The sequence below is a fragment of the Barnesiella sp. WM24 genome, assembly GCF_004570975.1.
Classification (GTDB): domain Bacteria; phylum Bacteroidota; class Bacteroidia; order Bacteroidales; family Muribaculaceae; genus Muribaculum.
This window is the reverse complement of the sequence record NZ_SPPC01000017.1, coordinates 34336-57418: the sequence shown is the minus strand read 5'-3', so window position 1 is coordinate 57418 and position 23083 is coordinate 34336. Positions and strand designations below refer to the sequence as shown.

Annotated in this window: 23 protein-coding genes; all 23 read right to left on the bottom strand. The window is 46.3% G+C overall.

Features of this window, described 5'->3' with window-relative positions:
- Positions 1 to 287 precede the first annotated feature (287 nt).
- Positions 288 to 836 (bottom strand): DUF6549 family protein, encoded by a 549-nt coding sequence (locus E4T81_RS14905; protein WP_371683059.1) that lies wholly within the window; start codon positions 834 to 836, stop codon positions 288 to 290.
- 38 nt (positions 837 to 874) lie between these two features.
- Positions 875 to 1525 (bottom strand): N-acetylmuramoyl-L-alanine amidase, encoded by a 651-nt coding sequence (locus E4T81_RS14900; RefSeq protein WP_135045947.1) that lies wholly within the window; start codon positions 1523 to 1525, stop codon positions 875 to 877.
- The gene (locus E4T81_RS14895) at positions 1522 to 2121 is read right to left on the bottom strand and encodes a hypothetical protein (protein ID WP_123481587.1); all 600 of its coding nucleotides are present in this window, start codon (positions 2119 to 2121) and stop codon (positions 1522 to 1524) included. The genes E4T81_RS14900 and E4T81_RS14895 overlap by 4 nt, the downstream gene beginning before the upstream one ends.
- The gene (locus E4T81_RS14890; RefSeq protein WP_135045945.1) at positions 2118 to 2504 is read right to left on the bottom strand and encodes a hypothetical protein; all 387 of its coding nucleotides are present in this window, start codon (positions 2502 to 2504) and stop codon (positions 2118 to 2120) included. The genes E4T81_RS14895 and E4T81_RS14890 overlap by 4 nt, the downstream gene beginning before the upstream one ends.
- On the bottom strand, positions 2501 to 2929 hold the full coding sequence (locus tag E4T81_RS14885) for a hypothetical protein (protein ID WP_123481589.1): 429 nt from the start codon (positions 2927 to 2929) through the stop codon (positions 2501 to 2503). Before E4T81_RS14885 ends, E4T81_RS14890 begins: the two co-directional genes overlap by 4 nt.
- Positions 2871 to 3806 (bottom strand): reverse transcriptase domain-containing protein, encoded by a 936-nt coding sequence (locus E4T81_RS14880; protein ID WP_245207105.1) that lies wholly within the window; start codon positions 3804 to 3806, stop codon positions 2871 to 2873. Before E4T81_RS14880 ends, E4T81_RS14885 begins: the two co-directional genes overlap by 59 nt.
- Before the next feature lie 600 nt (positions 3807 to 4406).
- Positions 4407 to 5780, bottom strand: a complete 1374-nt coding sequence (locus E4T81_RS14875) for a hypothetical protein (RefSeq protein WP_135045941.1) — start codon at positions 5778 to 5780, stop codon at positions 4407 to 4409.
- 11 nt (positions 5781 to 5791) lie between these two features.
- Complete coding sequence (locus E4T81_RS14870) at positions 5792 to 6073, bottom strand: hypothetical protein (RefSeq protein ID WP_135045939.1); 282 nt, start codon at positions 6071 to 6073, stop codon at positions 5792 to 5794.
- Positions 6074 to 6119: 46 nt separating this feature from the next.
- Positions 6120 to 6350, bottom strand: a complete 231-nt coding sequence (locus tag E4T81_RS14865; protein ID WP_123481593.1) for a hypothetical protein — start codon at positions 6348 to 6350, stop codon at positions 6120 to 6122.
- Between the two features lie 2 nt (positions 6351 to 6352).
- Complete coding sequence (locus E4T81_RS14860; protein ID WP_135045937.1) at positions 6353 to 11083, bottom strand: hypothetical protein; 4731 nt, start codon at positions 11081 to 11083, stop codon at positions 6353 to 6355.
- Positions 11084 to 11166: 83 nt separating this feature from the next.
- On the bottom strand, positions 11167 to 12351 hold the full coding sequence (locus E4T81_RS14855; RefSeq protein WP_104404916.1) for a hypothetical protein: 1185 nt from the start codon (positions 12349 to 12351) through the stop codon (positions 11167 to 11169).
- A gap of 1 nt (position 12352) precedes the next feature.
- The gene (locus tag E4T81_RS14850) at positions 12353 to 12877 is read right to left on the bottom strand and encodes a hypothetical protein (RefSeq protein ID WP_104404915.1); all 525 of its coding nucleotides are present in this window, start codon (positions 12875 to 12877) and stop codon (positions 12353 to 12355) included.
- A 4-nt stretch (positions 12878 to 12881) separates the two neighbouring features.
- The gene (locus E4T81_RS14845; RefSeq protein WP_245207104.1) at positions 12882 to 17702 is read right to left on the bottom strand and encodes a phage tail tape measure protein; all 4821 of its coding nucleotides are present in this window, start codon (positions 17700 to 17702) and stop codon (positions 12882 to 12884) included.
- Entirely contained in the window at positions 17674 to 18366 is a 693-nt protein-coding gene (locus E4T81_RS15965) for a tape measure protein (protein ID WP_245207103.1), read from the bottom strand. Before E4T81_RS15965 ends, E4T81_RS14845 begins: the two co-directional genes overlap by 29 nt.
- On the bottom strand, positions 18366 to 18500 hold the full coding sequence (locus E4T81_RS16015) for a hypothetical protein (RefSeq protein ID WP_256371521.1): 135 nt from the start codon (positions 18498 to 18500) through the stop codon (positions 18366 to 18368). The genes E4T81_RS15965 and E4T81_RS16015 overlap by 1 nt, the downstream gene beginning before the upstream one ends.
- A gap of 104 nt (positions 18501 to 18604) precedes the next feature.
- Entirely contained in the window at positions 18605 to 19249 is a 645-nt protein-coding gene (locus E4T81_RS14840; protein WP_135045935.1) for a hypothetical protein, read from the bottom strand.
- 71 nt (positions 19250 to 19320) lie between these two features.
- The gene (locus E4T81_RS14835) at positions 19321 to 19821 is read right to left on the bottom strand and encodes a hypothetical protein (protein ID WP_245207102.1); all 501 of its coding nucleotides are present in this window, start codon (positions 19819 to 19821) and stop codon (positions 19321 to 19323) included.
- A 38-nt stretch (positions 19822 to 19859) separates the two neighbouring features.
- A complete protein-coding gene (locus tag E4T81_RS14830; RefSeq protein WP_123481599.1) occupies positions 19860 to 20288 on the bottom strand; it encodes a hypothetical protein in 429 nt (142 codons plus the stop codon).
- Positions 20285 to 20749, bottom strand: a complete 465-nt coding sequence (locus tag E4T81_RS14825; RefSeq protein ID WP_123481600.1) for a hypothetical protein — start codon at positions 20747 to 20749, stop codon at positions 20285 to 20287. Before E4T81_RS14825 ends, E4T81_RS14830 begins: the two co-directional genes overlap by 4 nt.
- Positions 20740 to 21069 carry a hypothetical protein gene (locus E4T81_RS14820; RefSeq protein WP_123481601.1) on the bottom strand — a complete coding sequence of 110 codons (330 nt, stop codon included), beginning with the start codon at positions 21067 to 21069 and terminating at the stop codon, positions 20740 to 20742. Before E4T81_RS14820 ends, E4T81_RS14825 begins: the two co-directional genes overlap by 10 nt.
- Positions 21070 to 21072: 3 nt before the next feature.
- Entirely contained in the window at positions 21073 to 21408 is a 336-nt protein-coding gene (locus E4T81_RS14815; RefSeq protein ID WP_123481602.1) for a DUF6706 family protein, read from the bottom strand.
- Between the two features lie 3 nt (positions 21409 to 21411).
- Entirely contained in the window at positions 21412 to 21810 is a 399-nt protein-coding gene (locus E4T81_RS14810) for a hypothetical protein (RefSeq protein WP_135045934.1), read from the bottom strand.
- 14 nt (positions 21811 to 21824) lie between these two features.
- The gene (locus E4T81_RS14805) at positions 21825 to 23066 is read right to left on the bottom strand and encodes a hypothetical protein (protein ID WP_123481604.1); all 1242 of its coding nucleotides are present in this window, start codon (positions 23064 to 23066) and stop codon (positions 21825 to 21827) included.
- Positions 23067 to 23083: the final 17 nt, after the last annotated feature.

Sequence of the window (23083 nt, the reverse complement as noted above, 5' to 3'; positions counted from 1 at the left end):
GTTTAGGAAACTCCTAACTCAACTTTGACTATCAACCAGATACGAGGTTAAATTGGCATCTTGTAGAACTATTGTAGAATTTGTGCTTAAATTCTAAAATCCCCGCGCCTTTTTGGAGCTAACGGGGATTATTTTGCAACACCGATTACAAGAATCGGTAGTGCAAAGTTAGCTCTTATTTTTGTAACGACCAAACGCATTATATATTTTATAATGGTATCAAAAAAAATAAGGGGCAACCTCACGGCCTCCCCCTATCTCTAACTATAAATGTTACTACAAGAAAATTATTTTTTTAATTCGATATATTCAGTATAAGTTATTTTGGTATGTGGATTGGTGCTTACTACTTCTTGTCGGATAGCTTTGCACCCCCACTTGATAAACCAAAACTTTTTCGGTACCCGGTGGATAATCTGCTTAATAGTGTCACAAGAAACAACATCAAGCTCAACCTCACGCCCCCGGATTTCTCCAGCAACGCTAACCCACGGGTCTTGCCACCTTAGCACCTTGAGGCTATCAAGCAATCCATCACGATATACAATGCTGTCCCGGATTTCAGTAACAACCTTAACCTCGGTCTGCGTTGCAGTCGTGGCGGCGGCTTGCAAGCGTTTTACTTTTATATTCAAGTCGTGTGCCGTCTGGCAAACGTCTTGATAGTTGCGCTCCAGCTCGGAATAGGTAAGCTCCAACTTTTGAACTGAGGCGGCAGACTTGCCGGCCTCGGTTTCGTAGTAGTCGGCTCTTTCCATTAGGGACGTGTTGTTGGCGGTCAATCGCTCATTTTCGCTTGTGAGCTTTTTGTTGGTAGCGCATACGGAAATTAGCATAAGACACAACCCCATTATAATGGCTGCTATCCACCCTTTCATCGGCCTATGGATTTAAGGTAGTTTACTACGCCCTCAACGTGGAGCGCAACGATAGAGCTTTTGCCATTCTCGGATAGCAAGTAGTCCACATCGGCCTTGTTGTCTTGGAAAAGATTCTCTGTAAGGACGGCAGGGCATTTGGTCTTTTGGAGAATGTAAAAAGCCTCCTCAAAATCCGGGTCTCCGTCCGTCATGTCAGTACGGATAGGACGCTGCTTGCCGTCATAATCACCGGCGGCCTTACGATTTGGGAAGTCCGCTATGTAGTCTGCAAGAGCTTCGTTGGCAGCATTGTAGAGAGCGGTCGCGAGGGGGTCGGCCTTTGTCTGTCCTTTACTTGTGTAAGCACACCAGCCACCAGCTTTTAGCCAAGAACCATTGCCGGCGGCGTTGCAGTGTACGGATATAAGGATAACATTGGCGGCACCAAACTTGCCGCATACTTCATTCACTCGGCGGGCGCGTTCAGCGAGGGCTATGTCAGATTCCTCGGTTACTATGCGCTGCGCGTCATACCCACGCGCTTTAAGCTCGCTTTCTATGCTGGTCGCAATCTCGCGGGCATACTTGTATTCAAGCAATCGCCCATCGGGGCTACGCTTGCCTTTTGTGTCGGCACCGTGGCCGTTGTCTATTAAGATTTTCATTCGTGATTCATTCTGTGGTAAAAATCAATTTTTATTCTCTCATAAACAGCTTGCACATTGGTGTAGGCGCGTCCGTGATTTATGGTGTCGCTATATACTTCACGCTCTACAACCTCAGCCACCCATTCCACCCAATCCGGGTTTATGTATGAGGATAGCTTTTTCCCACGATAGTTGAAACAGTCAAAGCGACTATTCCTGTCCTCATGGATATTAAGTATGAGCGTGTGTATTTTGGTGCGTGTAGCGTCCTTATCTATAATGTGGTTTTCCTCACGCACTTTCTTTATTATGCGACACACCTTTTCAATGGCAAGGTCAAAGAACACGCCGGTTGTGTGCTTTATTCTAAGCTGCGTTTCGGGACGCAAGCCCTCGGATATGTCTGTGAGCATATCATTTTGTTTCCGGGTTTCTACAAGTAGGTCGTTTACCATTTGAGTATTGCCCTTAATCATGTTGTCGATGATAGACTTAAACCAACGGAAACAAGCCACCCATAATAGAGCGGAGAGCAAAAGGAAAAAGGCGGCAGTGATAGCCATCATGCCTAATTCGCTTATGCCGTGGGCTACTGTCATTGCTTCGTCTGTCATCGGCTTCGCTTTTTACCTCGTTTGTAGAAAGAGAAATTATCTCGGTCAGCGGTGGTTATCTCCGTGTTAGGGGCAAACACGTTAAAACCAAACATATTGCCATAGCTTACCACCTTGATAACTGCGCGAAAAGGGAAACGACGGTTTGTATTACAAAATACATTCCTTAGCTTTTTGCTATCGATGAAAAACGCGGATTTAGCCGCGCCCTCACCATAGGCAATAAGTAGGCGGTCGCCATTCTCGGTTGCCATTGTCTTACACCCGGTGAACACCGTTACCTCGTTGATAACTGCGTCAATCGGGGTATAGTCGCAATCGAAAAGGTCGGAGCCGGCGGCGGATTCGTCCTCAACGAAATCCTCTACATACTCATCGTTCATAAGTCTATCGGGATATTAAGGGTGCTACAATCGCTATCCACCATATTGCGGATAGCAAGGCGGTCTTTGAGGAAAGCCTCGTAGGGCTTTTTGTAATCATCGGGGAGTAGCCCCAGCACTGCGCTTTGGTATTCGTTTACCAGTTTGCTCTCAGTGTTGGCGGGGTACTTTGCCGAAAGCAAGGTGCTGAAAATGTTGTCGGCTGTGGTAGGATATTCCACGCGGAGGCTGTCATACTGATAGCGTTTGCCGGTTGCAGTCTTTGGGTCATCGGTAACGGTTACACCACCCATTTCATCTTCGACCACATCAACCTCAACAATGTTGTGGTTGTAGAGAACTGTACCTTGACCGTTGTTGTAGGGGTCAATTACTTGCGGGCGCGTCTGCGAGAGCAGCCCGATTGATAAAATACTTTTGTCCATTTTGAATTACGGTATTAAAGATGTTTTGTTTATGTTGCTCACTACATCTTAACGCCCAGCCATATTCAGACGGGAACAGATGTTTTATGTCCGTTTCGTTGTGGATAGGATTGTTTCGTGCAACCTTGATAGATTTCTTATAAAATCTCAAAAGTATGCTCTTGCGCATCAAAACTCCGTGGTGATTTTGTTTGAAACCCACATAGTCAATGCTCCTATCATCAACCGGGAAAATCTGCCAATTCTTTTTGAACTCCACTTTTAACTCGGCCGCCAGATAAAGCCCTGCCATATCGAGAACGAAATGCAGTGCCTCCGAACTTTCAGAGAGAAACACCATATCGTCCATGTAGCGGAAATAATAGAGCTTGCACCCGAAAAGCCGCCTAACCAACACCGCCAACTCCTCAACAACCCAGTGGTCGAAATATGCGAAATAGAGATTAGCGAGATATTGGCTTGTGTAGTTGCCGATTGGCAAACCTTTTTCTTTACCGTTGCTATCAATAATCTTATCTAACAGCCTCAAAAGTTGCTCATCTGCAATGGTTATGCGGATAATCAATTTGAGCGCGGCATGGTCTATGTTGTCGTAACATTTCTTAATGTCCGTCTTGAGGCACATTCGAGTGCCTTTCTTATCACGCATAAGGGCGTGTCGCACGTCAAGCATACATTTGTGGGTGCCGCGCCCCTTAATGCAAGAATATGTATTCTTTATAAAAATGTGGGTCCAGTGTTGCCCCAACACGTTTATAATGCAATGATGTATAATCCTATCTGGAAAGAACGGCGCAATCATAATTTCGCGCTCTTTCGGGTCGTGGATTTTCTTTATGCGATATTCGCCCGGCTTATACGTTTCATATCTTAACATATACCAAAGAGCGTACATATTCTCCAATATGTTTCCATTGAATCGCTTTATGTCGGAATGGTCGCCTTTGCCTTTCTGTGCCTTGTATTGTGCAGAGCAAAGGTTGTCATTGGTATAAAGCAGCCAGTATACATTGCGTAGCTTTTTGGTCGGCGAGCAAAAGAGTTTGCTTGTGTTACCAATATAAAGCCCGCAATCCTCAAAGTCGGAGTATTGGGAGAGGTATGTATGCGGTTTGTCGCTCATTGTGCCGTTAGTCAAAAACAGAGCTTTGGATTTCCTACTCACACTGTCTTAATCACTATTTTTTTACCAAGAGGTAAGGTGTCGGCGGTCAACAGTCTGGAAATATCTTATTCAAGAAAGTCGAAACCACGGTAAAAGCGGAACGCCCCATTCGCATTCGTCCACGAGCTACGATTATTCGCATTCAGATAACCGAAACCCGCATTCGCGCCATTGTTCGCATTGGCAGACAGGAGGGCACCCCTGACCGCCGACACCCGTATTTCGTTTTGCGTTAATTCGTTTTATTCCATTGTCTTATGTGTTTAATTGATAATATTTTCGTTGCTCCGTGTACCGTTGGTTTGCAGTCCGTTAAAAACGGCACAAGCGGAACGCCCCATCCGCCTTCGTCCACGAGCTACGATAATACGCAAGCAGATAACCGAAACCCGCAACCGCGCCAGCGTCCGCAACGGCAGACAGGAGGGCACCGTACCAACCATTTGCGGTTGCTTTTGCTACACGCCAAAAATAATCGCACATTCCTTGATTTGAAGCACCCCCTACGCTTGTAGGCAGTGTAAATCCATCATACGAAAAACCAAAATTCCAAATATAGCCCTCAGTAGTAGGTAACTCTGTGATAGGAACATATCCATCTGGAATAGAGGTTGCCGTATCGCTTGGTGAGGCGAATTTCGCAGGGTCTGTGCAACCGTAAGCAGTGCAATGTCCGGGGTCATCGGCAGTTTCGGGTGAACAGTGAACGAGCAAGTCATCAGCAAGTAGCCATAGATATTCATAGGGCAATTCAAGCCCGCGATAAGAGAGGCACTGTACCACCTTATCGCCGCCGGTCCAGCCCTTGATAGTATAGGATATGCGGCCGGTGTTGTTACCGAGCGGTGCAGTAACTCCACAAGGCACAAACGGGCGATAGCCCCCCCATGTATTCCACTGACCGCCGTCCACCGCAGGACCGCTTCCTAAGCCGCCTTGATGAAAACCATCGGCCGTGAGCGTTTCGTTGTATGCCTCTTGGCAATGGAGCGAGGCATATTCGATACGCTGGAGCCATGCTATTTCCATATAGGCACGAGCTACACCTAAGTGTGTACCATTCTTACAGAATGGACGTGCGCCGGCCTTAGAAATAGAGGTGCGGGGCATACCGAGCTGGGAGCAGAATGTGCCGTCTTTGTTTGCGTCCGAGGCTCCACTACCACCGCGGAAATTAGCCGCGTTGGGGAGTAAGGAAATGAAGCCATTCGCATCACGCAAAAGCTCATCGTCTGCGCCCCACTGGAGCCAGCAGCCGGAAACAGCAATAGAGTTAGCAATGTTGATTGTGGCACACCACGGCGATAGTGTTTTACGACTCATGCGCACAAATCCGGGCAAAGCATATTCTGAAATGCACATAGCCCACCTTGTACCCTCAACTTCAAAGCGGCAAAAGTATTCGGGCTTTTCCAACATCACGTTTCCATCCGTGGTGTCGAGCTTTGCAGTTGCACCAGAATCCTTTTTACGGGAATCGTTCTGGTGGAGATAGTATTTAACGGAGCCGTCCGTGTTTTCCACGAAACGCCTCAGCTTTTTCTGGATAGGTAGTGTGCGGTGCAAGTCCATATTACCAATGCGAGTGAGCTTATAGTCCTTGCTGGTAAAATCGCCTTGCACACCATACCACATATCGTAGGGGTATTGCGGCTTAGTGGAGCCGCTGCCTAAGATTAAGCCCATAGTGTTACGGTTTAATAGGGGTTATCGCTTGCACCCCAATAAATCTCATATTTGTCGGTGTCGATTGCGTTGGGGGGCAAAGCCACAATCTTACCGGGAGTCCAATCACCCACAGGCACGGGGAAATCGCCTATCTCCTTGTCACAAATAAGGCGGCATTGTATGAGAGTATCATTCTCAACAACACCCGTTTTGGAACGTAGGTAGATAGAGAATGGCAGACTTTCGGGTAGTCGAAAGCCTTTGGAGAGGTCTTTTATACGACCCTTTGCTACTATTCTTACATCTTCCATATTGTTAACTGGGTAAATTCAACTGCAAATATACAAAATAATGTGTTCATAGAACACATATTAAGATATAAATAATTGCCATTTGAAGCATTTGTCCCACAATACCGCCTAATATTGTGGCTAAGAGGTCAAGCCAATCCCACACTCCACCATGCGCCTTATCCTTAAACTCCATGCCGGCGGCAAGTCCACCGACAAAGAGAATAGTGAGGATAATAGCGCATGGTATAGCGTAAAGAAAATGCTTGAGGCGGTTGCTTTCAGTAATCCAGCTCATTGTTACGTTATTAGTTTAGTCCAACTTGTCCCGTTTTTGGAAACGGAAATATCACTACTCGTTACTCGAAAGTGGTAGTTACCTATTTTCACCGCTAATCCATCGGTAGAGTGCATTCGTAGATAATTAGCGTTGTATATTGCCATGAAGCCATCTTTAGCAATAATCATTTCGGTTTTAGCCGTGATAGCCCAAATAGCTTGTGTCGCAAAGGTAAATTTACCGCTATAATCGGTATATAGCGTTTGGTCTATTGTTCCATTGAACGACACTTTTATACGACCTTTCTTGGGTATGGTTATCTTTGCCGTGCTACTATCTTTGAGAGAAACACTGCCAATTGTTTGCCATTGAGTACCTACTTTTAGAAAAGCCGTTGCCGATAAAGAGCAATCTAACCATTCGTATTGTGTGGAATTTGTGCGTTTTACACCACAACCGAATTGAATACTACTTAGGTCTAACAATGTGTTATCTTCGGCTATATCAAATTCAATATAGGCGTATATGGAATCGTGCATATCATCTTCATGGTCATCACGCCCATAATAGCACCAGACATCTTCCTCAAAGCTCACCTCCCAATTAGTTGTGCCTGTATATGTTGCATCACCTCCAGTAGCTTTGATAATTACATCTTCATGACTGGAAGCACCACCGACACTTGGCAAAGAGCTTGGAGTAAGTCTTAATCGTTGAATACCGTCATCATCAAAACCGAGCAATTCTCGACCTACGATATTTAGCCAACCAAGTTTTGCACTTGCTCCGTCAAAGACTGCGCTTCCTGCTCCAAATGAGGCGATATTCTTTAATCCGTCAAGAAAGAAATTAGGAACACCGTTTGTCTGGCTTTGGCTTTCAAGTCTTTCATTGCGAAAAATAAGATTTGCGATATTGGCATTTTCAGCAAATAAGAACCCGGTAGCTATTGTTTCAAACTCCGCTCCAAAATCATTCCATTTCGCTGTGTTTGTTGGCAATACGTTATAAAATGTTCCCGCATCAGTACGAGCAACATAATAATGATTATTGTACTTTACGACATCAACACGTTTATCAGAGCCAACGTATGATTTTGAACTACTATATATGCCACGAAATACAAGAGCGGGACCAACATCACCATCTTTACCCGGAGTACCGTCCACACCATCATAGGGGGTTACACGAATCGGAGTAGTCCAATTCGCCCTCAAGGCATTGGTTTCTCCATTGATTTTTGCAGTAGTGAGCCAAAGATATTGCAAGCTGCCAACAGAGGGCATTACAGTTGTCCAGTCACTGCCGGGGTTTCTATCGCTGGCGGTAAATGCCTTTCCATGCGATAACTTGCCGCCACTCACAGCATAGCGATATTCGGTAAAATCGCCATTCTTTCCGTCATCGCCTTTTTCTCCGTTCAATGGCAACACCATCCATAACACAGGTGTAGAAAACGCGCCCCATTTACCATCTTTCTTTTTACGAACACTTTCATATTCGTATCGGTAGGCATTTGTTACTCCTGTTGGGTTATCAGACCAACCCTTGCGAATACTCCAATCCACAGATATAATCCAAAACTGGCCGCTCTTGGCTATTGGAGTTTCGGTTGTTGTGGTTACAACACATTCATAATAATTACCATCAGCACCAATAACGACATCGCCACGCTTGTACTCCTTGCCGACAATGTGTGTTTCGGTAGTAAGCGGTGGTACATAGTCATCAACATAAGCATCACTACCCGGAGTTGTAGGGGTCGTTTCGCTACCCATAAGGCGATATATGCGCTCCACATCTGGAGTGTCAATAGAGAATGGCACAGGGTCGCTCCAAGATACGATTTTTCCATCAGAGCCGATTGTTCCAACCGACATCCAGCAATTTTGAGGGGTGACAATGCGATAACGTCCGCAATCATTAAATCTCTCATTGGAGCTGTCTTTGGCGTAAGCTACATCAACGAAATGTGTGCCGGCTGTGGGGATAGGTAGATATACAACTTTCTTAACCTCATCACCACTAATGCGGTCGAAATAGTTTGCAGTTCTGGTAAGCCCCTCGGTGTCAAGTTTGCCAACAAGCACGAAGTCAAAGCCACTTTCACTTGAAGCCCATAGCTCAATTGCGAGTAGCTGGTTTGGTTTGCTTGTGGTAAATGTAAGCCTGTTTGTCGATATGCCATTGGCCGCGACAGCCGGAGATTTATAATAGCCATCCTTGAGGGTGAAAGCTGTGCCATGTGTGACTTTGATTGTGTCATTATCTGGGGTATCACTCCAGCCCGTGGGGTTAGGGTCTATTCCTGTTGGCTTTGCTGGCTTATCATATCCATAGCGGTATACCAATTTATTACCCGCGCCATTAACCCCGTCTATGCCCTTTGCCACAACTCCCCAATACACAGATTCAGTAGGCTTGTGACCTTTTGTCGGTGTATTGTGAATGTAACGATAGGTTGCAATCGCGCCTTTCTCATCGGTATAGCTTACCTCATCATTCTTGTAGTATGTGTAATTGACGTTCCATACGCCACGATATACGCCCAACGGTGCAACATCGCCACTCTCACTAATAACACTTACGTTTTTGAGAGTTATAGTGTTGTTTCGGCTCACATTCCAATCAATAGAACTTGACCTATCGCCTATGCGGAATTTATTACCGTCTAAGTCCAGATAGCACTCTCCATCACTCGTAATAATGCGCCCCGTGGTTATAGTATTGCCGTTTATGCGCGTAAATCCATAAGTGGTTGTGAAATCACGGAAGTTGTCATCTGCGTAGAGCGTTGAAAGAATACCCACAAGGAAATAGTAATTGTTTGGGTCATCGGTCGGCTCAAACTTATATTGCGTCTGGGTCATTATCCATGTGCCACTCTCTCCAGTCTTAGAGCATTTGGCAAAGAGATAATATCCGGCATTGCTTGGCAATTCAAATGTGAGTGCGCCCATTTGCCATGCCCTTATTCGGCTTGGGTCAATCGTAAGGTGTGATAAAATGCCGGCGGAGGCGGCAAAGTTATTTGGGTTGCCGTTTACATTGGCTTGGAGTATTACACCCGTCAACACAAACTGCTGGCTCTTTGAGCCGACAGTGAGCATATTTGTGTCAATAGAGTTGGGGCGAATGTTATCAACATCAAAAAAGCCGTCCGTGTCATACACCATATTGCGTAAGTCCTCGGTGGTGCGCCACCCGCGGCGAGCTTTGTTAAGGTCCCGTAGGCGGTTGTTATTTATAATCCGCTCATGGTCGATAACAGAGAGAACGGTCTGGGTCGAGATTGAAATTGCAGTCGTATCGGAGAGCGTGAGCTGATAATCCTGCTCCAAAAGTAGATTGCGGGTAATCTTTTGTATGCGTATTTGTTTCTCTATGCCAAAGCGAGTATCACGCACAGGTGCATAATCGCCCACTTTGAAAAGGCAAACATCAACGCCTCGCTCCAACGCCTCAAGGAAATACAAACGGTCCAGTGTTAGGCTGTATTGAGCCTTAGCTTGTGTAGCCTGCTTGAAATCGTCCATAGCGGCATACCATAAATCTTCCTCAGCATTTTCCTCGTAGCTTTCGGGCAAAAATATGTCGGTAATTTTGTAGGTCGCTCCTACCTCAATAGGGTATGCGCCACCTTGCTCAAATGGTACAGTCGGAGTAGTTAGGCCGCGATTGTCGGTAAAAGGAATCAATCGGAATTTCTTTGTCGTATGGTCATAGCCATTCTTAGCCTCAAGCTCAAATTGCTGCCCAGCAAGTCGGCCGCTGGTAAAAGTGATTTTCGCGCTAACCTCATTCACTAAGTAAACGGTGCCTTTGTCATCTTTCTTGCAAAGGTCAAAATCCATAGTGTCATCAATGAAAGCGTTAATATCGCCGGCCACCAGTGCAGTCACGCGCCCCGTGCGTGTAGGAAAAATTTTGTCATAGGTCTTGCAATCTTCCTCGCTGCCTATTTTGTCGCGCAATGCCACGTCCTCTAAAAAGCGGTCATTGTCGTTTGTTATGCCTATAAGTTCGGTGTTTGGCTCAACCACAGTGCCGTCACTAAGGACGTGCCTTTTACGATTGTAACGGCGTGGATATGGCAGTTGCAATCTCTCGGCATACTCACGGTAGTTTGTGCGGATATTGGTTGTGCCACCCTCTACCCACAAGCGAGTAATCACAGCCTTGTCATCAACCTTTTGCTCTTTGAGCTTGTATAGACCGTTGCCCTTGCCCCACTCAAAGTATTCTGCTCCGCCGGGGGGATTGACACGTTGCCCGAATTTACCGATATGGATTGTTCTTACATTCCCGTTTTGGGATATAAGAAATTCCAGATTGAAATTGTCTTTGTTGCAAAGCGTCTGTAACACTTGCAAGCAATTCACCCCGGAGAATTGGATTGTGATAGCCTCGGTTTCGGGGCAATTAAGCTCATCGAAAGCCCACATACCCGGATAATCGCGGTTAAGGTTGTATATAAGCACCTGCACAAATTCCTTAATTGTGTAGGTCAAATCGAATGTCGAGCGGTCGGATTTTCCGTCTTTGTCGCAATTTCGATATATGGTTTTCATAAGGTCGTACATCGGGCCGTAGAAAACAGGTTCAAAGATGTTGTAATCCTCGCCTTGAATTTCACGAGTTGTTGTAGTCCTTATGGTGTAGTCGAATCCGTCCACAACGATTTTATCCCCCTTGCTGAAAGAGAGCATTTCGGAGGAAACGATTTGTAATGTGATATTGTCATCGCCCATAAGGGAGCTATTTTGCGTAGCCTGCTTGACTACGCAAAACGGCTCCTTTGTATTGAGCTTGATAATCTCGCCGTTGCGTTTGATTATTTGAGTAATTCCCATACCATTATGGCGTTGGTTTCAAACTTTTCAATATCTTCTATCACCCCCGTTACGATAATGTCATACTCGCCGGGGAGAGCGTAGGTATGCTCCACGGTAGTATCATTGCCCCCCACGTTGAATGTGTGAGTGCCATCACCCCAGTAGATGTTAAGGTACTTGTAGGTTGACACGGTGATAGTGGCTTTTGAGTTATTGTTGTTGGAGATATGGCGTAGTACCTTTTTCACCGGCTCGTCCTCTGTTAGTTTGAGTGTGAATGTGCCTACCATTAGTTCCTCGTTGTAGCTGCCCCACTTTTTATCAACTGCCACATCATCAAGCAAATCCACCTCATACACAAGGGGCTTTGCCTTGCCGTCATACTCTACGGTAAGGCGGCGCGTATGGTCGCCGTCAAAGAGTGCGAGAAAGCGGTTAAGCCACTCTACAAACGCACTACGGCTTGAGGCTTCAATGAAACATTTGAGCGATATTGTGCGCTCTTTGAAACGCTTGCGCTTGCGGTCGCGCACAACACCGTGGTAGTTGTCGTAGTCTACCGATAGGCTTTCTTTCTGCGCCAGCCTGCCAACAAGCCCGTCAGAGGCCGACACATACACGCCGTAGTCCTTGAAATTGTGACCGTCAACATAGTATTCAACATCGTTGTTGGCTTGCATTTTGAGGATTTCTTTCTCGGTCTTTGCCACGTTGAACACTCGCACCTCATCGAGCTTTGCAGTCGTGGTTAACAGTTCCTCGGTGCAGAGAGCAAGCCCCGTGGGATTAGCGGCCAGATTGCCAACGTATGTACAATCAGCATTGAGAAAGACTTTGAACGTAGAACCAGAGCGCACAAAAGAAATAAAATACCACTCACCCGGCACCACATCGACCCATTGCTCTTTGTGCTGCTCTATACCGGGTAAATTCAAGAGCCAGCCCAAACGCCTCTGCTGAATCTGAACATAGAGTGATACGGTAAAATCGCCCGTAAATGGAATATTCTGCTCAGTGTTTACCTCTCCACCGCACAAGTCAAGAGCCTTACCGGCCTTTGCTTGTTTGGTAAACATCGCTCCACCAGAAAGTGTTGCGTCATGGCGACCCGCGGAGTAGTCGTAAGCCTTTGAGCCGTCCGGGTCATCAAAAGGCAGATACAAGATTAAATTTTTATCAACCATATCAGTATGTGGGTTTATCGTGAAATATTGTTTTAATTCTCGCAAACGATGAAATGCCGATATAATCTACCGTGGTATTACGACCATAGGCATTGATGTTGACACGCGCCTCGGTGCCTATTACGGAGATATGTATTTTCGCATTATCGAATAGGTCAATGGTAACAATGGCATTGTTGGAAACAATCACGGCCGCCTCGCTATCATGGCGCATATATAGACGCGAAACAGAAAAATCGTCATACTCCAACATGGCTTTGCAAGCCCCGTTAAGCACCATATCGGGCTTGTTGGCGGTCGAGGGTATCTCATCATCGACATACACCCCGAAAGGCTCACACTTGCCCTTGAAATGCTCCCGGAGAAAATTGAGCGTAGGGTAATCCTCGGAAATACAAAAGTCAATGCCCTTAATGTAGAGCTTTGCAAGTTCCTCGGTTGAAAGCCCAGCTCGGAGTTTCCCTTGCCATAGGCGGCATAGCCCTTTGTCTATGCCGTCTTGTTTGAGTTGTTGAATCAGTTCCATAGCCTTACGATATTCCTTGTGAGAGTAAAGAGTTGTCTTTGGTTTCTATCCGTTTGAGAGTATCGCGTACCTCGGAGAGAATAGTGTTGGCGGTTGCAGTGTTTTGAGCGATTGCCGATTGTGCCAAAAGCTGTTCACGCAACACACTTGTTTGCTCGGTCTGGTTTATGATGAAAGCGTTAAGACGGCCCGCAATCACACCGCCTGTTTCCTCACTCATTGAGGTAACGGCACCCGTCAAGGGGTCTGTTGCGACATCTTCAACATCTTTAATCCAATCGCCTACCGCGTCAAGAGCATTAGTGAATGTTTCACCGGCTCTTTTTGTCATCAATTCAAATGTTTCTTTCTCGCGGTCAGTCAAAACACCGTCCGACATTGCCTCTCCAAGATATTTCACGGCTTCGTCCATAGCCTTAGCTAAGAATTGGCGTTTGAGCGCATCTATTACAGCCTTTTTCAATACCTCTCTCGTGGTATCACCAAGAGCCTTTGCCGCGTCCTCTCCGGCGCAATATGCGTCAACAATAGCGTCTGCGTATTGGTCGAGAGCTTCTTGGGTTGTGGTCCCGGCAAAGGTTTCCATCATTTGCCGGTCTAAGTCCTCAATCTGCTGTTCAATCTGCTCTATTGCGTCATTCCACTGTTGGATTTTGTCGTTGTCGGTCTTTTTCTTTGAGCGTTCTGCGTCTATCTGTTGGCGCATCAAATCCTGTTGCTCACGGAGAGATTTTTTTTGCTGCTCATATAAGCCCAGCATATCATCACCCTCTTTGGCTTTTGACAACTGGCCGTTTAAGTCCTTAATTTGGGCTGTCAACTTTGCATACTGAGCAAAATCCCATGAGCGACGGGCAGTTTCGCGTTGTTTCTCCAATGCGGCTATTTGGTCTTCTATGAGCTTAATGTTTTGCTCAAAACCAGCACGTTCCTCATCATTAAACACCCAATAGGTGTTGTTAAAGGCCCGTTCAAGTCTATTGTATGAGCGTTCCAGCGCGTCAATCTGCTTTTGTAGGTTTTGTATTCGTTTCTCATACTTTGCATCATGGAGCTTGGAAAATATACCTATAACAGATGTTATAGATGAAATCATGCCAGTAACTCCACCTATAATATCGCCACTCATAAACTTGCCGACCGAGGCAGCGGCATTACCCAACTGCCCCATGAGTTCTATTGCAGTTCCCAGCCCGTCAGCCACACCGTCCATGCCCAGTGCGTCAAACATACTTTGTAGCGAAGATGCGCACTCTGTGGTAATATCCGTTACCTTTTCTACGGATTCTGTAATACCATTGGCGGCCGATTTCACCTCACGCTCGGCACTCTCAACATCTTCTTTGCTACCCTCGCCCCTTGCAAGCGCGGCCTTTGCTTTTGCCAACTTGTCTTTGGCTTTTAGGTAGTCATTAAAGAATGTATCTAAGGCGGCAAAGGGGTTGAGCTGCTGAATACGTTCCTTTGCTTGTGAAAGGCTGTCGATTACCGCTTTGAAATCAATAGGCGAAAGCTGGAGATTGCCGGAATTGAGTTGCTTTTCGACATCGCTAATCAGCTTGGAGATTTGCCCTACTGAAAGGGTGTCAAGGTCGCTAAACAACTTTTTCCAGCTATCGGTCTGCTGGAGAAACGATGTATTGAGAGTTGACAGTTCCTCGGTTTCGCTCATTTTGATAAGGCGTAGGCGTTCCTCGCGTGTACTCTTTACGATGTTAATGCGCTCTTGATTACCGCTTTCCTCGGCTGCTTTCAAGTCGGCCGCGGCCTGTCGCTCAACTTCTTCTCGCAAAAGTATGTGCTTGTTGATTATGCGACTTTTTTGTTCCTCAAAGGTGCTATAATCATTCAATACGGTTTCTCTAAGTTCCTTTTGCAGTTCGATGTTACGCCTTTCAAGGTCGAGAGCGGCGGCGGCTCTGTCATCATCATTGACAATGCCACTTTTGCCATTCTCTAATTTCTCTTTTGCTTTTGCGACTGCTTCTATCTTTTCGGCTAAAGTCTGGGCGCGTCCTACTGTCTGCTCCACTTGCTCCTTAAACGCCTCAAGAGCGGTTTTTGCACCAGTAATCTCATCGTATTGTGCTTTAAGCGTGATAAGGAAATTGCCCTCACCTTCGGATAGTTCCATGCCATTCTTTTGCTTGTTAGTAAGTTCGGCTATCTGCTTTTCAAGATATTCTTTGAATGAGCCGCCGGACTGGAGCAAAGATGCAAATTGTTTGTCGGCCACGTCCTTACCCATATTCTCAACCCAACGCCAATATAATTCATATTGCTTACGCTTGTAGTCAAGTTCATCGTCAAAGAGTTTGGCACTATCACGATTGTAATTCTGTTGGGCGTAATCGCGTCGCTGCTGAAATTGCTTTGTTTCAGTAGCGGACAATCCACCCTGTCCAGCTTCCTTTTTGGCTTTGGCAAGTTCGCGTTCCTCCTTATTTATGCGGTCAATCTCCTGCTTAAATTGCAAATCCAACAGAGCCTTGCGTTTGGCATAACCATCTTCCATTACCGTAATACGAGCCTCTTCCAAACGCCTATCGGCTTCAAGCCTTTTTTGACGTAAGGTTTCTGCATGGCGTTCAGCACTTTTTGCTTCCGTTTGCGCATTGGTATGTTTTGGTAGGCGGCCTTCAAGTTTTGCAATCTCTTTGTTTAGCTCTTTATATCGGGCTGTTGTCATATCCGTAGTCGAGCGTTCCTCTTTTAGTTGCTTTATACGATTAGATATGCCCTCCTCGGTATTGAGGTTGGTTTCTTTTGTGGAGATTGTACTTTTAATTTCTTTGAGCTTGCTTAACAACTCATTAAGCATGGTGTTGTCAGCGTCAACCTTGACGGTTTTTCCATTGATTGCATCTATTTCTTTTTGTGTTTCTACAACCAATTTATCCAATTCCTCAAAAGACATTTTAGCGTAGTCGGTGACACTCTCAGCTCCGCTTGTATCTTTTGGAGAAAGAAAATTATTTAGACGCTCATCAACTAATGCAATGGCTCTGTCATATACTTGAATGTCGCGTATCTGGTTATCCAAATAAAGAGTCAATTGTGTCTGGAAAGCCTGCATTTCGCGTTCAGTGGCTTTTGTTCCACCTTTTACACCTGCTACTATTTGGCTAACAATAGCATTGTATTTCTTTGTGTATTCATCGCCACTTAACTTTGAGAGTTCCTTAGCACCACTTTCTACCAAAGTACGCACGGCCTCCTTTACTTCCGGTGCCATACTGCGTATATTTTCAGCGGCCGCCTGAATATCTACCTCATAGGATTCTCCATGCTGTTTATCGTTTACAGTTCGTTTTTCACCCGTATTGTAGGTAAGATTATTTATACGGGTTTCAAAGCCACCATAGTTTGTATCGCCTTTTTCATTGAGCTTGTTTAATTCTTCCTCAATACGCTTGGCTTTTATTTTCTCTGCGGTTGTAGCTTGAACGGCTGCTTTAACTTCGAGATAACGAGCCTCTTGCTCTTTGAGAGTCGCGTTTTCATCAAGTAATGTTACATTATATTCTTTGCATATAGCATTGATTTTCTCCAGCATTTCCTTATAAGTTTTTGACTCCTTATCGGATTTTTGGAGAATAGCGTAATATAAATCAAGCCTATCATTTACCTTTTTAGTACCCTCAGCAAACTCCTCCATTACATCATTGGTTTTCTCTGTCTTTGAGGATAGCATGGTAATAATGCTATATACTGCGCCGGCAATAGTTAGTACCCAACCTAACGGATTTGCTTTAAGTGTAGCCCATAGAGCTTTGAACATTCCAGTCAGCTTGCTTGTGGCAAGTGCAAGAATATTGGTGCTTGCCGCTTGTGCAGTCTTTGCCGCGGTGTCTGCCACAGACGCATTACGCGAGGCTTGTGTGGCGGCTGTTTCAAGGGCTTTTTTCTTGGCATAAAAATCCGCTTGCGCTGCTAAGGCTGCTTTGCGAGTAAGTGCGGCATTATCCTCAGCCGCTTCAAGTTTCTTTTGGGCTATAAGGTATGAGTCCACTCCGGCCGTTACAGTGGCTCGGTGGAGTTCCATTTGTGCGGCTTCAAGTGCGCTCTTGGCTTTTATTGCGTCCATACGGGCCGATTCAGCTTTGGCGGCGGCCTCTTTTACAGATAGGCGCATTGATTCCAATGAGGCGGCTTGATTTGTACGCTTTGCGGCTACCTCTTGGGTCAGAGCGGCACGATAGGCGGCACTCTGAGTTGTAAGGTTGATTTTCGACAATGCCTCTCTTTGGTCTGCGTTCATCACACCAATAGCCGCAGCCTCGTAGCCCGCACTTGCAACAGTAAGCCCCAAAGTTGATAGATACTCTTGCTGTTGAGCGGTCAAAAGGCTTACAATAGCCCCTAAACGTACTTGTTTGGCAACATTCACACGTTCCTCTGCGCTCAACATTGCCTCAAGTGCGGCGGTTGTTGCTTGTGTAGAAACAGTTTCAGCGTTTTGCGATACAGCTAACTTGCCGTTCAAAATGATTTCCTTTTGGAGCAATGCAACTTTGGCGGCTCTTACGGTATTGTCAAGCACTGCAATGCCGGTCTGCCCTTTCATTGCTACGCTGGTAAGTATCATCGCAGCTTTATAGGAGCCGTAGGCAATGGTAATGGCTTTCACAATGCGAAGCACATCGTCCATGTGTTCAACAAAGTAGGTTGCTCCAGATATGCCAGCGGCAAAAATATCTTGCCCGGACTTGCCAAAATCATTAAGCACCGTATCCCATGCGTCCTCTAAGTTGGCAATCTGTCCCGTAAGAGAGGCAGATTGTTTTTCCATGAGGTTATAGAATTGACCGCCGGCATTTGTCATTTTTATTTAAGACTTCCTCAACATCTTTAAAGCCAACTTTGCCGGCCGATACCATTGCATTTATCTCATCGGTCGTTTTATGGTATTTCTCCGCAAGCTCTTTTACAAGCGGAATACCACGACCTGTAAACTGGCGCACATCTTGGGCGTAGAGCCTACCCTGTACCATTGTAGTACCATAGAGATAGACAATATCATTAAGAGGGATAGAGAGGCCGCTGGCGATATTTCCAAGCCTTACAAGGGTGTCATTGACTTTTTCAGCACTAACACCATACGCCATAAGCTGCTTTGCACCCTCGGCAACACCCAAAAGGTCAAATGGAGTTTTGGCTGCGGTGTCAATCATTTGCAACATAAGAGTATGCGCCTTTGAGCCATCACCCAGCATTGTTTCAAAGGCAATCTCTAACTGTTGAAACTGTCCGCGAGTCTGTATGACGGAATTTAAAAGGCCGTGCATACCTTGTCCTACAAGATAGTAGGATATGTATTGCCCTGCTTTTTCAGCCATGTGCCTAAAAGAGTCCTCAACCTGTCCAACCTCGCTAATAGCGTTATCGGAAAAATTCTTAATCTGTCGTTCCATAGCAAGTGCCGACACATTAAAATCGTCTATGTTGAGCGTTGCCCTAAAACCTAAGCTGCCGCCTATATTTTCCATTACATATAACCTTTGAGGTAATTTTTAATATCTTCTTTTGTCGTGAGTTCCTGTTCCACTATTTCGTTTTCATCAATAGGGTTGCCGTCCTCGTCTGTTGGTAAATCTTTTGTGCGTGGGCCGTCTGCAATCATTAATTGGAGATTGAGCCATGAAATGCCCCATAGCAAATAATCATAGCTCCATCCAAAGTTTCGCAATAGTTCACCACGGTTGCCCCACGGAGAGTTTAACCCGATTACTCTATTCGCTCGTTTTCGGTCTTGGGTCGGGTCGTTCCCATCTCCCGTATCAATCGAATAGAGGACGTAAAACCCGCGGGATTCATCATTTGGTTAATCACCTCAGCGAGCTTGCGTAAACGCGCCACAGTAAGGTGTTCCATAAAGAATTGTTTAAGTTCCCGGACGGCTTTATTTTTCGGGTCAACAACAGTTGGGTCGTTAATGACTGCAACGGCGGCTATCTCTGCCATTTGGGGTATGTACTTGAATAGCCTTTTGCTTTCTTGGATTGGCTGCTCTTGCACAGTTTCCTCATCATATTCTATGAGAATATAGAGTTGGCGTAGGCGGTCAATAGTACCCAAATAGAGCGGCTTGATATGAAAGTTGCGCATATACACCTCTTTCATCTTTCCCAACTCAACATCGGGTATCTCGGTAAGCGTAACGTCCCAGCCTTTGGGTATCTGCTCATCGCGCCATACAACTGTGCGGTTGCGAAATATGCGTTTTTTGAGGTTAAACCATTTGGACGGCTTAACCGGGTTAATTTTCAAAGGTACGGAGAATTTAGCCCCCATTGACAAGAGAGCCTGTATCGCCTTATCCTCTAACTCTAAACGCTGTTCTCGCGTGAGTTCCTGTTCCTGTTGTTCCATTGTCAATAGATATAATCAAGCCCCCTAACCGAATAGGGATAGGGGGCTTGGGTTGGTTGGTGTTGCCCGGTTTACGCTCCGGCTTTAGTGGGGTCGGTTATGCCCTCTTGGGTCGTGAGCTGGTCTTGGAAATTGATTTTCATAGGCACGAGGCAGATACCCTTGGCTGAATAGGTGATTTCAAACTTAGGCACAACTACCACATTGGGGCAGCCCACGAAAAAGCCCTCTTCTGGCATAAGCCAGATAGCCCATTCCTTGTAAACGGGCTTGAGGGGGCGTAGCCACTTGCGTTTGCCCTTGGTCCCGGAGAGTGTGCCACCGAAATAGCGGGCGAGCAACTCCATGTCCGGGTCCATAAGCGTGAGATTTACGGCTGTTACATACTTGCCCATGAGAGTGATAACCTTTGCGGACGTTTCACTTTCGTGCTTGGTCTGCTCTACGTCATCATCTACGAGTTGGCAGGTGTCTTTGTAAACATCGCCTAAATCGAGCCATGCGGGGCCGTTGGCGGGCATTTCGCCGGGGGTTGTGCCGGCAGGGGTGATGTAGATTTTTTTCAACCCCATTGTAGATAAAATAGGCATAGCTATATGAGTTAAAATTATTATTGGTTACTTTTCTTATCTCTCACGGTCAATTCCAGCGCAAACGAAACAAAATGCTCATCGTGGTCTGGCTCTTTGATTGGGGGATTTATAAGCCCTACATTCCAGTTGTAGCCTTGCCCGATTTCATAATGGTTTTGCAGTACTTCTATAGCTTTGGCTCGGATGGCTATCAACCGTGAGTGATTGATACGAAAGACGGATTTGCCGCACCCAACGGGTTTTGCAATGTCCGGCACATGGATATTCACATTGATTTGCCCGAAACGAACACTACCCTCACCGTCTATCGTGTGAGGCACAATAATTACGTCCTCTTTGGTGTAGTCGTTCCTTTCGTAGTCGATTACACCGCTTATCATGGTCTTTACCTCGCTTTCTTGGAGCACTTGGTAAACCCTAACAGCTATTTCTTCGGTCGTTATCATATTGTCGTTCCAAACATTTCATTTGCTTTGGCTTTCGCCTTATCCATTAGCTTTTTCATCGCTTGCGGAAAGTCGGTTTTGGCTTTCAGCTCGGCGGGGAGTATCACGTTATATCCCTTTGCCTCCACATAGGCGGCATAGTTCATACCAGCAACGATTATAAGAGAAATGCAATCAGGCAACGTGTCAATCATTTTTAGAGCTGCTTGCAATGCCGCTGCTTGCCCTGTGCTTGATTGGTCTGGACCGAAAACTATCTCTTTGTTGCGCACTACCACATAACTAATTGAGTTTGTAAGATTGCCGGTACGGTCAGTGTAGTTGTGTTTGTCCTTTGCATACTTGACAAGTTCCTCGCCTAAGTATTGCATGAGGAAAATAGCGGCTTGCTCAACGCGCTTTTGAAACGCGGCGGCTTGTGCTGCTATCAACCCACTACCAAACATCGGTGTTATCCCCATACCTCAATGTGTTTGCGGTTTAACGTATCAACGCCCTGCGCCTTAAACTCTGCTATCACGGAATGGTCAGCACCTACAAGCTGAATCGTATCGCCCACACTAATTTCACCCCGGAAATACTTTGGAATGAAAACATCGTATGTGTAGGTGTATTCTTGCCCGTCTGTGCCTATGAAATGTTTGGCAGGAATAGAAACATCAATCTGGCACTCGCAACCATGCTCAAAGGTCGCTGTGTCGCTTTGAACGATAAAGCCGGTTGTTGGGTCGGTTATGACCGTACCACCATGCCAATAGTTGAATGAGCCGTTGTATTTCATATCCTACCAATACATTGAGCCGTCCGTGATTGAGGAAATTTCCAATATCTCATCAGCATCAAGCCCAGCCTCGGCGCACAAGTCTTTGATACGCTTTCTAAGCTCCTTTGTATCGTAAGACTGTGAGGATTTACCCACGCTATCGCTGCTCAAAGGCAGAAATTTTTTAAGCACCTTGATTGCGGCGATAGTTACATATCGCTTGCAGTCTTTGGTGTAGGGTGTATCGTTGGTAAAGTCATCAAGCCCCGCGTCTATGAGAGCTTTCTTACACACCACTTGCGCAGCGGTGTAAGGCTCCAGCTCGGCCATAAGTGCCTCAAGAATGGTTATCTCCATAGCTTAATCAGTTGCGGTGTTGGGGTCGGATGTGTCGTTGTTGTCGAGTGCTTCCGTGAGTGTCTGCGCCTGCTCATCGGAAAGAGCGGCGAGAGCATTGTTTACGGCCTTTTCTTTGGCATTGTGAGCCACGCGAACACCGATAACGCCTAACGCGGCCTTAACGGTTTCGATATGGTAACGCTTGCCTTGAAATTCAACCGTGGTGTTGCTCTCCGCGATTTCATCGGCAGGGTCGGGAGTAGTGGCGGCCGTGGGGCTATCCAGCGCAACGATTACGCAAAACCCACCCGAAACGAGTGTGTTAATGCGTTCAACATCGTTGCTCTGGATAACATCGCCGGGGCGCATAATTCGACCCTCTGCTTTGCCGTTGAATGTCTTGATTACTTTAAGTTCCATAGCAAAGCATTAGATTATACGGTTGCAAGCTCGGTTTCAGCGTCATACTCGGCTTTTGTTAGGTAGTAGTTGGCAACACCGTTTTCATCGGTTGTTTCAACCGCTTTCTCAGTAATGCCGCGTACCTGTAAGCACACAATCTGCCCTATCTCGGTGATAAGGGGCAGCAAGCGAGCCGCACCTTCGGTGTACTCGCCAGCGGTCTGGCCCGTAGAGGCACCAGTGCGCCACTTGGAGATACGAACACCATTACCAGCGTTGATATAATCCACGTCATCTTCTTCGATAAGCTCGGAGTCCTCAATTGAGGGCTGGATTTCACCGATAACGCCGGCAGGCTTGATAGCAATAAAGTTGGGATTCCACGGGTTGATAACCTTGTTTTTGCCATCGGGCGCAATACCCATTTTACGTTTTATGACCGTGATAGTGGGGATTTCGTTTTCTTCCAGAATGGCGTTAAGCTCTGACTTGGTTACGACCTGTGCCTGCTTGTCGCTACCATGAGCGAGGAGGCGAGTGGTGCTATCCATACGCAGCCATGTGTAGAGTTCCTGCGACATGAGGATTTCACCCGGCTCTATGCCGCGGTCGCGGAGATTGGAGCAAAGGGCGGCGAGAAAAAGGATTGGAATGAGCTTGCCGGCCTTGGTGTTTGCAGTGGTCCAGTTGACGAGCGAAACAAGTTTATTAGCCTCGGGCATGGAATAATCCACCTCATATTCGCGTCCACCGGGATTGTTGAGAGTGGGCTTGAATTGAGCTACACCCCAGTTGGAGAAAGCCATCAGCACGATAAAGTCCATAACGTCCTTACAGCCGAGGTAGGCGTCCTGTATATCGTGCGTGAGTGTCTTTTCAATCTGTTTCACCTTGTCGGCTTCCTTGAGGCGGGGATTTTCGTAAACCTCCATGAGTTTACGATAATCACGGGCAAACATCACGAATTTGTGGCCGACACGAGGGATTTCTTTGGTCCAGACATCGAAGCCATCAGAGCGGCGCAGGGGTGTGGGGGATTCATCGCCTATGAGCGTAGCCATAAAACGAATGTTGTATTTTCCGACAATAGCCTCAGCAGTCAGCGACATTTGAGGTGTATTGTAGGTAAACCAACTATCGGTATACATCTTCTGGAAAAGAGCTACCTCTCGCTCTGAGGCTTTGTCAAAGGTCTTACGCCACGTTGCAAGCAGTTCGAGCGGGGAGCCGTTCTTGTGCAAGCCTTTGAAAGTAGTGTAAATTGACTTAGGCATTAATCGTTGATTTTAGA